The organism is Microbacterium sp. Beta, assembly GCF_005502545.1.
Taxonomy (GTDB): domain Bacteria; phylum Actinomycetota; class Actinomycetes; order Actinomycetales; family Microbacteriaceae; genus Microbacterium; species Microbacterium oxydans.
This window is the reverse complement of the sequence record NZ_SCOG01000042.1, coordinates 1-12,861: the sequence shown is the minus strand read 5'-3', so window position 1 is coordinate 12,861 and position 12,861 is coordinate 1. Positions and strand designations below refer to the sequence as shown.

9 protein-coding genes are annotated in these 12,861 nt (G+C 68.6%); 6 read left to right on the top strand and 3 right to left on the bottom strand.

The features are described from left to right. Positions 1–103 precede the first annotated feature (103 nt). Positions 104–691, top strand: a complete 588-nt coding sequence (locus FFS56_RS20005; RefSeq protein WP_127011713.1) for a TetR family transcriptional regulator — start codon at positions 104–106, stop codon at positions 689–691. Positions 692–707: 16 nt separating this feature from the next. Then, on the top strand, positions 708–3,920 hold the full coding sequence (locus FFS56_RS20000) for an efflux RND transporter permease subunit (protein WP_127011714.1): 3,213 nt from the start codon (positions 708–710) through the stop codon (positions 3,918–3,920). A gap of 173 nt (positions 3,921–4,093) precedes the next feature. On the opposite strand, the gene FFS56_RS19995 is transcribed toward FFS56_RS20000, so the two are convergent. Then, positions 4,094–4,990: an aldose 1-epimerase family protein gene (locus FFS56_RS19995; RefSeq protein WP_171011066.1), complete on the bottom strand. Its 897-nt coding sequence runs from the start codon at positions 4,988–4,990 to the stop codon at positions 4,094–4,096. Between the two features lie 295 nt (positions 4,991–5,285). Here FFS56_RS19995 and FFS56_RS19990 point away from each other — a divergent pair, with 295 nt between their 5' ends. Then, on the top strand, positions 5,286–7,550 hold the full coding sequence (locus tag FFS56_RS19990) for a DEAD/DEAH box helicase (RefSeq protein ID WP_127011715.1): 2,265 nt from the start codon (positions 5,286–5,288) through the stop codon (positions 7,548–7,550). A gap of 72 nt (positions 7,551–7,622) precedes the next feature. Here the strand turns inward: FFS56_RS19990 and FFS56_RS19985 are convergent, their stop codons facing one another. Together FFS56_RS19985 and FFS56_RS19980 are read right to left on the bottom strand one after the other, a co-directional pair. Next, positions 7,623–8,162 carry a YaeQ family protein gene (locus tag FFS56_RS19985; protein ID WP_127011716.1) on the bottom strand — a complete coding sequence of 180 codons (540 nt, stop codon included), beginning with the start codon at positions 8,160–8,162 and terminating at the stop codon, positions 7,623–7,625. A 47-nt stretch (positions 8,163–8,209) separates the two neighbouring features. Beyond that, positions 8,210–9,289, bottom strand: a complete 1,080-nt coding sequence (locus FFS56_RS19980; RefSeq protein WP_046746495.1) for an Rv2578c family radical SAM protein — start codon at positions 9,287–9,289, stop codon at positions 8,210–8,212. 74 nt (positions 9,290–9,363) lie between these two features. On the opposite strand from FFS56_RS19980, the gene FFS56_RS19975 reads away from it, so the two are divergent. The 3 genes from FFS56_RS19975 (at position 9,364) to FFS56_RS19965 (ending at position 12,836) form a co-directional block, all read left to right on the top strand. Next, the gene (locus FFS56_RS19975) at positions 9,364–10,293 is read left to right on the top strand and encodes a M15 family metallopeptidase (RefSeq protein WP_127011717.1); all 930 of its coding nucleotides are present in this window, start codon (positions 9,364–9,366) and stop codon (positions 10,291–10,293) included. Positions 10,294–10,445: 152 nt separating this feature from the next. Next, positions 10,446–11,609 (top strand): acyl-CoA dehydrogenase family protein, encoded by a 1,164-nt coding sequence (locus FFS56_RS19970; RefSeq protein ID WP_046746493.1) that lies wholly within the window; start codon positions 10,446–10,448, stop codon positions 11,607–11,609. Between the two features lie 129 nt (positions 11,610–11,738). Beyond that, positions 11,739–12,836 (top strand): serine hydrolase domain-containing protein, encoded by a 1,098-nt coding sequence (locus FFS56_RS19965; RefSeq protein WP_127011718.1) that lies wholly within the window; start codon positions 11,739–11,741, stop codon positions 12,834–12,836. Positions 12,837–12,861: the final 25 nt, after the last annotated feature.

Here is a 12,861-nt window from a genome sequence, read left to right as displayed (position 1 = left end):
ACGAACCATTTGCGCGATTCGAAACCCCGGGCGACGCCCCTCCCAGCGCCCTCACATCCGGAAAATGTACAAACGTACATGTACGGATGTCCAAGGGGGCGGGATGAGGCACGGGGAGCGTCGGCGACGTGACCCTGAGGCGCGCCGTCGGGAGATCGTGACCGCGACCGCCGAGCTCATCGTCGAGGTGGGTGCCGAAGCGGTCACACACCGTATGGTGGCCGCGCGTGCCGGGGTGCCTCTCGGGGCGACGACGCAGTACTTCGACACCCTCGACGACCTCAGGGCTGCCGCGTTCCGCGCCCTCGCGGAAGAGGTCGATGCCCGCCTCGACGGAGTGCGTCAGACCATCGCCGAACGCGGCGACACGCCCGACGTCATCGCCGCCCTCGTGTTCGAGAGCATGGACGACCATCACGCCGTGCAGGCCGACCGTGCGGTGGTCACCGCCGCCGTGCACGACCCCCGCCTGCGCGATCTCGCTCGTCATCTGTCGGACCGCCTGGTCGATCTGCTCACGCCCACCTATGGCGAAGACCGTGCCAGAGCGGCAATGATCTTCATCGACGGCGTCATGTGGAGCACGCAGATCCGCGACGACCGCCTTGCCCAGTCCTTCATCGAGTCCGCACTGGCGCGGATCCTCGGAGATTCCGTCTCCACCCCCTCCGCAGCGACAGCCACACCCTGACACCGAGGAAACCGCCTTGTCGAAACTCGCCATCCTGAGCCTCAAGAACCGCGCGCTCATCGCGCTGATCACCATCGTCGCGGCGGTGTTCGGCGGCCTCGCGCTCACGAACCTCAAGCAGGAGCTCATCCCCTCGCTCGAGTTGCCGGCGCTCGTCGTCATGACGACCTACCCCGGCGCATCGCCCGAGGTCGTCGAGAACGACGTGTCCACCCCGGTGGAAGCGGCGATCCAGGGCGTCCCCGGCCTGGAGTCGACGACGGCGACGAGCACCACGAACGCGTCGATCGTGCAGGCGATGTTCGCCTACGGCACGAACCTCGCCACGGCTGAGCAGAAGATCCAGCAGGCGATCAACCGCATCTCGTCCCAACTGCCGGAGGATGTGACGCCGCAGGTGCTGTCGGTCTCCATCGACGACTTCCCCGTGATCCAGGTGGCCGTCACCGGGTTCGAGGACGCGGACAACGCCCAGGCCCAGCTCGAATCCGTCGCGATCCCCGAACTCGAAGACGTCGACGGCGTCAACGCGGCCGAGATCGTGGGCGGGGTCGGTCAGCGCATCAGCATCACGCCCGACGTGGCGAAGCTCGCTGCTGCCGGCCAGAGCACCTCGGCGATCAACGACGCACTCGACCAGAACGGCACGCTGTTCCCCGGTGGCGACATCACCGAGAACGGTCAGACGCTGACGGTGCAGACGGGCGCGAAGATCACCTCGGTCGAGGAGATCGCCGCCCTTCCGCTGGTGGGCAGCGACGTCACGATCGGCGATGTCGCGACGGTCGTGCAGGAGTCCGATCCCGTCACCTCCATCTCCCGTGTCGACGGCAAGGATGCGCTGTCGATCTCGATCACGAAGCTCCCGGCCGCGAACACCGTGGAGGTGTCCAACGGCGTGATCGCCGCGCTCGACACGATCGGCGACGCCTTCCCGGACGCGACCTTCACGGTGATCTTCGACCAGGCGCCGTTCATCGTGCAGTCGATCGAGACGCTCGCCACCGAGGGAATGCTCGGCCTGGTGTTCGCGGTGCTCGTGATCCTCGTCTTCCTGATGTCGGTGCGCTCCACCCTCGTCACCGCGATCTCGATCCCCACCAGTGTGCTCATCACCTTCATCGGGCTGCAGGCGTTCGGCTACTCGCTGAACGTGCTCACCCTCGGTGCGCTCACGATCGCGATCGGTCGAGTGGTCGACGACTCCATCGTCGTGATCGAGAACATCAAACGTCACTACGTGGGCGATGCCGACAAGGGCGATGCGATCCGCCTCGCGGTGCGCGAGGTCGCGATGGCGATCACGGCGTCCACCATCACGACCGTGGCGGTCTTCCTGCCGATCGTCTTCGTCGGCGACATGGTCGGCGAGCTCTTCCGGCCGTTCGCGATGACCGTGACGATCGCGATGGTCGCCTCGCTCCTGGTAGCCCTGACGATCGTGCCGGTGCTCGCCTACTGGTTCCTCAAGCCGGGCAAGCCGTTGCTCGACGAGCACGGCGACGCGATCGACCCAGAGCACCCCGACGCTCCGCCGACGTGGCTGCAGCGGCAGTACCGGCCGATCCTGGGCTGGACGCTCAAGCACTCCGGTGTCACGGTGATCCTGGCGGTCGTCGTGCTCGGCGCCACGCTCGCCGCAGCGCCGCTGATGAAGGTCAACTTCCTCGGCGACTCCGGCCAGAACACCATGACGATCACGCAGGACCTCGGCCCGACGGCGAGTCTGCAGGCCAAGTCGGATGCGGCGGTGGCAGTCGAAGACGCCCTGCTCGACATCGACGGCATCGAGCACGTACAGGCCTCGATCGGCACCAGCGGTTCGGCGCTCAGCGACGCCTTCTCGGGCGGTGCGGGCGTCACGTACTCGGTGCTCACCGACTCGAACGCCGATCAGGAGAAGCTCCGCGCGGATGTGCAGGATGCGATCGACGGCCTCGGTGACGAGGTCGGGGATGTCGCGGTCTCGGCCTCGGCCGGCTTCGGATCGAGCGACATCGAGATCACGGTCAGCGCCTCGAACTCGGACGACCTCCAGACGGCGACCACCGCGCTGGTCAAGGAACTCGACGGGAAGGACGGCGTCGGCCAGGTGAGCGACAACCTCGCCGCGTCGCTGCCGTACATCGCCGTCGTGGTCGACCGGGAAGCCGCCGCGCAACGAGGACTCTCGGAGGTCGCGGTCGGTGCCATCGTCTCGGGCACCATGCGCCCGCAGCAGGCCGGATCCGTCGAGATCGACGACACCGCGCTGACGGTCTACATCGTGACTCCGAACCCACCGACCACGGTCGATGCGCTCAAGCAACTCACCATCCCGACGCCCGCCGGCATCGTGCAGCTGCAGGACATCGCGACCGTCGAGCAGCAGAACGGACCCACCTCGATCACCACGGAGCAGGGCCGTCGTACTGCGACGATCACCGTGCCGCCGGCGTCCGACAACCTCGCCACGGCCACGCAGTCGGTGAACTCCGCGCTCGCGGCGGTCGACCTGCCCGACGGTGCATCCGCCGAGGTGGGCGGTGTCGCGTCCCAGCAGGCCGACTCGTTCTCGCAGCTGGGGCTGGCGATGCTCGCGGCGATCCTGATCGTCTACGTGGTCATGGTCGCGACCTTCAAGTCGCTGCGCCAGCCGCTGCTGCTGCTCATCTCGGTGCCGTTCGCGGCGACTGGGGCGATCCTGCTGCAGATCATCACGGGTGTGCCGCTCGGCGTCGCGTCGTTGATCGGCGTGCTGATGCTCATCGGCATCGTGGTGACGAACGCGATCGTGCTCGTCGACCTCGTGAACCAGTACCGGGAGAAGGGTCTGTCGACGATCGAGGCGGTCAAGGCCGGTGGGGAGAAGCGTCTGCGGCCGATCCTCATGACGGCGCTCGCGACGATCCTGGCTCTGACTCCGATGGCGCTCGGCATCACGGGCCACGGCGGCTTCATCTCGCAGCCCCTCGCGATCGTCGTGATCGGCGGCCTGATCTCGTCGACCGTGTTGACGCTGATCGTGCTGCCGACGCTGTACAACCTCGTCGAGGGTGCCAAGGAGCGCCGCGCTGCCCGCAAGGCCGGGGGCTCGGATGCCGGTGCGGCGCCCGCTCCGGACGCCCCGGCCGACCCCGCCGCGCCTGCCGCCGCGACGGGCTCCGGTGGCCCGGTGCTGATCGACGCGTCCGGCCTGCCGCACGCGCCGCAGCTCACACGGCGTGAGCTGCGGGAGCGCGGGGAGTAGAGCACGCTCCCGGCTCCGTCCGGCCGAAACGGAGGCCATGTGTGCCTCGCCCGGCGAGTCCCCATCCGACTCGCCGGCCGGGCGTCATTCGGTCTCCGTTTTCGCGGAGGATGCTCGCGGAGCGGGCGTGGAGGACGACCTAGGTGGGGCTGTCGCGGAGAGAGTGTGGGGTGTCAGCTCAGGGTGATGCCCCAGTGCAGGGTCCAGGTCTCGTCGGGGTCGAGGCGCCGGATGCCGAGGCCGCTGTTCAGCGCATCGGCGGGCGCGGTCATGGGCTCGATCGCGACGGCCAGGGCCTGCCCCGGGTAGCGGGGCGTGGTGTACACCTGCACGTAGTCGAAGCCCTCTCCCTGCCAGAGCGTGACCCGTCGGCCGTCCGGTGCGGTGAGGGAGTGACGGACGATTCCGTCCGCGTCGCGGGTCAGGTCCGCGAAGCCGGTGTCGAGGGAGACATCGCCGAGGCGCGCCCCTTCTCGCAGGGTGGCGTCGGCCGGTCGGGTGCCGGTCGGCAGCATCCGCTCGTCCGTTTCGATGGCGGTCTCCGCGGGGATCCGCAGGACGAGGTCGTGCGGATCGACGTCGCCGATCGTGACGAAGGGGTGGGTTCCGAGAGCGACCGGGGCTGGGCCGGTCGAACGGTTGGTCAGGGTGTGCGCGACATCGATGCCGTCGGCGGTGAGGGTGTATGTGACGGCGGTCTCGATCAGGTACGGGTATCCGGTCTGGGGCACGATCGTCGCGCGGAGTACCGCTGCCGTCTCGGTCTGGGCGACCTCGTAGGCGGTGAAACGCAGCAGGCCGTGGCTCGCATTGCCGAGTTTGGGCTCCGTGATGGCGAGCTGTCTGACCGTACCCGCATCGTCCCATCGGCCATCACGCACCCTGTTCGGCCACGGGGCGAGGACCACTCCGGAGCACGATGGGGTCGGAGAGTCCTCGGGATACGGCGGCACGAGGTCGACGCCCCCGATGCACAGCGAACGGAGGGAGGCGCCGACCTGAGCGATCTGGGCGGTGACGTCGCCGAGCTGCAGGGCGATCTGGGTGCCGGTGGGGGAGACGGAAATCACTCCCTCAGCGTAGAGGCACCCGGTCGGCACCGGGGGTCTGTGCGGTCTCTCAGGAGCGTCGGCTACACTTGAACGGTCGGCTTCGGACACCCGCGCGTTGGCGCGGACGTTTTATGTGTGTGAAGTGTGAGTCCAGGGGCCGATGGTGAGCGTCGATCGACGCAAATCAACCATCACATGAATGGCCCCGGCCGCTGACAGTCCGGAACCCCGCTGGTCGCATCCGACCACGCGCTGGGTGCTCGCGCGTGTGCGCGGCGCTGTTCTCGTGCGAGAACACAGAAAGAACACCGCAATGCCGAAGAACAAGAAGCCCCGCGGCGGGCGTCCCGCAGCCAACTTCGAGCCGCGCTACGGCGCCAAGAAGACCTCCTTCCACGATCGCCACAACGGCGGGGCCGCCCGCGACGGTGCGCGCGATGAGCGCGGTGGACGCGCGGATGCCGGTGACCGCCGCTCCGCTCCCGCCGCAGGCGGATACGACCGTCGTCCCGGCAGCCGCAGCGCCGGTCACCGGGGCTACCGCCCGGCCGAGGCCGAGGGCGGTGCTCCCAAGCAGCGGTGGGGTGCGTCCGAGCGCGCAGGCCGCGATGAGGCTCGCGCGATTCGCAACCGTGCCGAGTCCGGGCGCCGAGAGGCTCCGCACCACCGCAACGACGAGCGCTCCGAGCGCCCTCGCTACAACGACCGCCCCAGCGCCGGCGGCCGTTTCGACGACCGTCCGCGTCGCGATGACCGTGGCGGACAGCGTCCGACCGGCCCCGGCACCTACCGTGACGACCGTGGCGGAGACCGCCCCCGGTATGACCGTGACGACCGTGCGCGTCGCGACGACCGCGGTGCCGGCACCCAGCGTCAGGGCTTCCGCGACAACGACCACCGCGATGGCGGACGTCCGGTTCGGGACGATCGCCGTGGCGGCGAGCGTCCCCGCTTCAACAGCGACCGTGGCGGCGAGCGTCCCCGCTTCGGCGACCGCGGCAACGACCGTCCCCGGTTCGAGCGCGACGAGCGTCCGCGGCGCGACGACCGCGGCTTCGACCGCACCCGCTCGAACGACCGTGGCAACGAGCGCCCCGAGCGTTCCTTCGACGCCGACCGCGCACGTCGTGCTTTCGACCGCGACCGCACCCAGCGTTCCTTCGAGGGTGGGCGCGAGCGTCCGTCGACCGGCGGCGCCTACCGCACCGAGCGTCCCCGTCCGCTGACCTCGGACACCCGTGGCCGCCCGGCACGCAATGAGCGCCCGAGCCGCAACGACTGGAATGCCACCAGCCGTCCGGCCTCGACCGGAGCGAAGTTCGCGCCCGGTGACGATGTCGTCCACGAGCGCCTCGAAGCGAAGTCCGTCGCGGCCGTCGAGGTCGATGGTGTGACGTTCGGCGATCTGGGTCTCGGCTCGAACATCGTCGAGACACTCGTCGGAATGGGCGCTGCGACGCCGTTCCCGATCCAGGCCGCCAGCATCCCTGCCGTGCTCGCCGGTCGCGATGTGCTCGCCCGTGGCCGCACCGGCTCCGGCAAGACCATCGCCTTCGGCGCACCGCTCGTCGAGCGTGTGCTGCAGTCGCAGGCCGGCAAGCGCCGTGAGTTCGGACGTTCGCCGCGCGCGATCATCCTCGCTCCGACCCGCGAGCTCGCGCTGCAGATCGACCGCACCATCCAGCCGATCGCGCGCAGCGTCGGCCTGTTCACCACGCAGATCTACGGTGGTGTGCCGCAGGGCCGTCAGGTGGGTGCGCTCAAGAAGGGCGTCGACATCGTGATCGGCACCCCCGGTCGCATCGAGGACCTCATCAACCAGGGCAAGCTCGACCTCTCCGACTGCCGCATCGCGGTGCTCGACGAGGCCGACCACATGTGCGAGCTCGGGTTCGTCGAGCCCGTGCAGCGCATCCTCCGTCACACCGCGGAAGGCAGCCAGAAGCTGCTGTTCTCGGCGACGCTGGACCGCGAGGTCGCCGCGCTCGTCGACGAGTTCCTCGTCGACCCCGCCGTGTACGAGGTCGCCGGTGAGGACCAGGACTCCTCGACGATCGAGCACCGCGTTCTCGTGATCGAGCACCGCGACAAGGCCGACATCCTCACGTCGCTCGTCGACCGCGACGGCAAGACGCTCGTGTTCGCCCGCACCCGCGCCTACGCCGACATGCTCGCCGAGCAGTTCGACGACGCCGGGATCCCCGCCGTCTCGCTGCACGGAGACCTGAACCAGGCCAAGCGCACGCGCAACCTGGAGCGGCTGACCTCGGGTCGCGTTAACGTGCTCGTCGCCACGGACGTCGCCGCCCGCGGCATCCACGTCGACGACATCGACCTGGTCGTCCAGGCCGATGCGCCCGACGAGTACAAGACGTACCTGCACCGCTCGGGTCGCACCGGTCGTGCCGGTCGCTCGGGTCGCGTCGTCACGCTGATCACGCGTCAGCGTCAGCGCCGCATGACCGAGCTGCTCGATCGCGCCGAGATCGACGCCCCGTTCGAGAACGCCCGTCTGGACGACGACGTGATCGAGGAGATCGCCGGTCGCGTGCCGACCGCGGCCGACCTGACCGCCTGAGTCTCCTTCACGAAGGCCCCGTCCTGCGCTCGCAGGCGGGGCCTTCGTCGTGCGGGGAGTGTGGGCGCGGGGTCAGGCCAGCTCGTGCACGTGCACGGCGGAAGTCAGGTTCGTGCCGTTGAGGTCGAGGTAGATCACGCCCTCGGTCATGGTGAGGGTCATGGTGTTCCGGCGCTCGATGAGGGCCGAAGCGGTCTCGATGAACCCGGGATCGAAGCTGTAGACGCGGATGTCCTCGCGGCGGTGGATGCGTTTGTCCGTCCACGGTGCCATCACCTTGGCGGGGTCGCGGTGCGTGTACACGACGGTGCGCTCGGCGAGACGGCTGCCGTAGTGCAGGCGCTCGGCATCGGGCGCGCCGATCTCGACCCAGGCCGTGATGAGCCCGGTGAGGTCGCGTACGAGCACTGCAGGTTCCTCGGTCGAGGAGATGCTGCCACCGAACGCGATGCCCTCGGCGAACTCCAACCCGTAGGCGAGCACCCGGGTGAGCATGTACGCATCGGTCTCGGACGGATGCCGGGCCGCGCGCAGCGAGTAGTCCTCGTAGACGCCGCGATCGGTGTCAGCAAGCTGCACCTCGAATGTGTGGACTGTGGAACCGATCGCCATGATCCCCGAGCCTACGCCGCCGGCGAAGGAGCGCCGGACCAGCGCTCTCAGAAGAGCATCGGCTGTGCGGGTGATGCCTCGGATCGCGCGCTGGGTGCGAATGCCACTCGAGGGCCCGACTGCACGTGACCCTGCCCCGGTCGAAGGCCTCGCCGGGGGTAGTCGTCCTCGTGGCGGCCGTCGAGTCCATGCATGCGGATGAGCGGACGAGTGCGTTTCGCGAGCCACTGTCTGTACCCCTTCGGCGCCTCGACGGAGGCTCCCGGGTACAGGCCGCGGTACGACGAGACGAGGTCGGGGCGATTCGCGTCGAGCCACTGGAAGAACCACGGCTTCACGCCGGGTCGCAGGTGCAGGGCTCCGTAGATGACCGAGCGTGCACCGGCCTCTCTGATGCGCACGAGGGCGCTGTCGATCGCGGCGAGGGAGTCGGTCATATGGGGCATGATCGGCATGAGGAAGACGGTCACGGGGAAACCCGCATCCGCCAGTGCTCGCACGGTGTCGAGGCGGGCCTGCGTCGTCGGTGCCCCCGGCTCGATGGCCTTCTGCAGGTCGTCGTCGTACATCGCGATCGACATCTGCACGTCGATCGGCACACGCTGCGCGGCCTTCACGAGCAGCGGGATGTCTCGACGGATCAGCGTTCCCTTCGTGAGGATGGAGATCGGGGTTCCCGATGCGGCGAGGGCCTGGATGATCCCCGGCATGAGCTTGTAGCGGCCCTCGGCGCGCTGGTACGGATCGGTGTTTGTCCCGAGGGCGACGGTCTCGTGCTCCCAGCTGCCCTTGCGCAGCTCGCGTTCGAGCACCTCGACGACATTCACCTTCACGACGATCTGCGAGTCGAAATCGGAGCCGCCGTCGAGGTCGAGGTACTCGTGCGTGCCGCGGGCGAAGCAGTAGACGCAGGCATGAGAGCATCCGCGGTACGGGTTGATAGTCCATGCGAACGGCATGCGCGAGGCGCCGGGGACATGGTTCAGTGCCGACTTCGACAGCACCTCGTGGAACGTCATGCCCGCGAACTCGGGCGTGGTCACCGAGCGCAGAACGCTGGATCGGTCTTCGAGGCCGGGGAGCGCGGATGCATCCGTCTCGCCGAGTTTCTGTCCTTGCCACCGCATTCGACCATTCGAACAGATGAGCGATCCTGATGCAAGCCGCTCTCATAACTATCTTCGAATGAGATGATGGACCAATGCCCTTTCTGCCGCACGCTCAGCATGCGGCGCCGCGGTCCCCGATCCGCGGACCCGCTCTCCCGATCGGCGTCGCCCTGACGGCGATCGGCATCCTCTGCTCGATCGGGTCCGGTCCGGTGCCGTCGTCCGACGCCGAGGTCATGCCCGTGCCGGTCGCGGTCATGCAGGTCCCGCCGGTCAAGGTCGCTGCGACCACGGCGGCCGACCCCTGTGCCGAGCCGTCGGTGCAGCAGGCCATCGCGAACGGTGACGATGCGGGCGCGATCGCGGGCTTCGGGGGAGGGGTGGCCTTTCGCGATGCGGTGGTGGCGGGCAATGCCCCCTGCGTCTCGCTCAGCGACCCCGCACGCCTCTGGGTGGTGGTGAACAAGTCGCTGCCGCTGAATCCCCCCGCCTACGAGCCGGCGGACCTCGCTCAGGTGCCGCTGCAGATGACGACGCCGTCCGGACGTGTGCGCTCCGATGTGGCCGCCGCCGTCGGCCGGATGGCGGATGCGGCAGCCGCGGCCGGCGTGGGACGCATCGGGGCGAACAACGGCTACCGCTCCTATGGTCTTCAGGTGACGACCTACGGCTCGCACGTGCGTTCGCAGGGGCAGGCGGAGGCGGATGCCGGCTCGGCTCGCCCCGGTCACAGCGAGCACCAGACGGGTCTCGCCCTCGATGTGGTGGCGTGCGGTGCGGGCTGCGGCGGACTCGACGGCTTCGGCGGCACCGCCCAGAGCGACTGGGTCGCCGCTCACGCCTGGGAGTACGGATTCATCGTGCGCTACGAGCAGGTCGGCACCCCGGTCACCGGATACGCCCCGGAGCCGTGGCACCTCCGCTACGTCGGGGTCGACCTGGCGGCGGCATACCACGAGGGCGGATTCCATACGCTGGAGGAGTTCTTCGGGCTCCCCGCTGCGCCCGACTACTCGCACTGAATCGGGTGGGAACGCCTTGGTTGCGGCATCCGACAACCGCGGAACCCAGTCTCACGTTTTATGGGATGCATTCTCACAACGTCCTGTCCCCGGCCTCCACGGCATCGTAGAATCACCGGAGCAATGATGCACGACACGTTCAGGAGGACGGCATGGAACGCGACATCTACGACGAGGATCACGAGGCTTTCCGGGACCTGGTCAAGGACTTCGTCAAGCGCCACGTGACAGGCGAAGCGATCGAGCGGTGGGATGCCGCGGGCGAGATCGACCGCGCGACCATGCTGGCGGCCGGCGAGGCCGGTCTGATCGGGCTCTCCGTCCCCGAGGAGTTCGGCGGCGCGGGGATGCTGCAGGACTACCGCTTCCGCACGATCGTCATGGAGGAGGTCATCGCTTCCGGTGCGGGCTCGCTGGCCGGTGCGTTCGGCATCCAGGACGACCTGGCCGTCCCCTACCTCGTGCACATGGGCACGCAGGAGCAGAAGGAGAAGTGGCTGCCCCGCATGGCCACCGGCGAGGTGCTCGGCGCCCTCGCGATGACCGACCCCGGCGCGGGCTCCGACCTGCGCGGGATCAAGACCAACGCCAAGAAGGTCGACGGCGGCTACATCCTCAACGGTGCGAAGACGTTCATCTCCTCCGGCACGACCGCCGACGTCGTGGTGACCTTCGTCAAGACCGGTGAGGGCAACCGTCCGGACGCGTTCAGCCTCCTGCTCGTCGAGAAGGGCATGGAGGGGTTTGACCAGGGGAAGAAGCTCAGCAAGATGGGCTTCCACGGCTGGGACACGGCCGAGCTCAGCTTCACGGACGTGTTCGTCCCCGACGAGAACCTCATCAGCGGCAAAGAGGGTCAGGGCTTCATCCAGCTGATGCTGAACCTGCCACTCGAGCGCCTCTCGATCGGCGTCGCCGCAGCTGCAGCCGCACAGGCCGCCCTCGACTGGACCATCGCCTACACGAAGGACCGCGAGGCGTTCGGTGAGCGCATCGCCGACTTCCAGAACACCCGCTTCCGCCTCGCCGACATGTCCGCGACCACCGATGCGATGTGGGCCTACATCGACCGCGCGCTCCGGGCCTACTCGGAGGGGAAGCTGTCCGCCGAGGATGCCGCGAAGGTGAAGTTCTGGGCGACCGAACGCGAGTGGGAGGTGCTCGACACGGGAGTGCAGCTGCACGGGGGCTACGGCTACATCATGGAGTACCCGATCGCCCGCGCGTTCACCGATGCCCGAGTGCACCGCATCTACGGCGGCACGAACGAGATCATGCGCGACCTCGTCGGGCGTCAGATCGCCGGCAAGCGCTGACGCGCCTCCCCTGAAGAGGCCCCGGATTTCGCATCCGGGGCCTCTTCTCGTCGTTGCCCTATTTCTCGTCGTTGCCCTATCGCCGTCGAGGCGTGGACAGGGGTGCTGCGGCCCGGTTGAATCGACTGCATGACGACGTCGCTCGCACGGATCCTGGATGAACACGTCGCGCGAGGCACGGCGCCGGGGATCATCGGCGTGCACGGTGAACCCGGTGGGTCGTTCGAGATCGTCGCGTCCGGAGACCTGCTGGCGGATGCGATCGTGCGCATCCAGTCGATGACCAAACCGATCCTCGCGGTGGCCGCACTGCGCCTCGTGCAGGCGGGGCGCCTCCTTCTCGACGATCCCGTCGAGAAGTGGGTGCCTGAGCTCGTCGATCGTCAGGTGCTGCGCGTGCCGGATGCTCCCCTCGACGACGTCGCGCCTGCGACGACGCCCATCACTCTGCGTCATCTGCTCACCAACACCTCGGGCTACGGCGTGCAGGTCGTGTCGTCGCCGCTCGCCGAGGCGATGATCAGGAATCGGACGGTCGCGGGACAGAAGCCGGTCGCGATGGGCGCACAGGAGTGGCTGGACGCGCTGACCGCGCTCCCGCTCGCGTTCGAGCCCGGCACCGGATGGCGCTACCACCACTCCTTCGGCATCCTCGGGATCCTGCTCTCACGAGTGGTCGACGGGTCGCTGGAGGAGCACCTTCGGCGTGACCTCTTCGGACCGCTGGGAATGGTCGACACGGGTTTCACGGTTCCCGTCGACCAGGCGCATCGGCTGCCCGCGGCATACCGGCACCAGGAGGGCCAGTTGGTCGAGATCGAGTCGGCGGCCGCAGGGTTCTCCGTCGCGCCTGCGCCGTTCGATCTCAATCACTCGGAACTCGTGTCGACCGCCGCCGACTATGCCGTGTTCGCGGGGATGCTGGCCGCCGGCGGGCGCCATGGCGGGAGTGTCGTCCTCGACCCGGAGCTGCTCGCGCTGATGCGTTCGGACCAGGTGCCGGCCGCAGCGAAGACCGCGGACAGCTTCTTCCCGGGATTCTGGGAGGGCACGGGGTGGGGATTCGGCGTCGCGGTGCAGACCGAGGGTGAGCACGTCGGCCGGTTCGGCTGGTCGGGTGGGCAGGGGACGGACTTCTGGATCGACCAGGACGGCTCGTTCCGCGTCGTCCTGAGCCAGGTCGAGATGGGGCCGGAGGTCATGGGATTGTTCACCGACGTGCAGTGAGGCACTCCGGCGGGCCGGGCGGGCC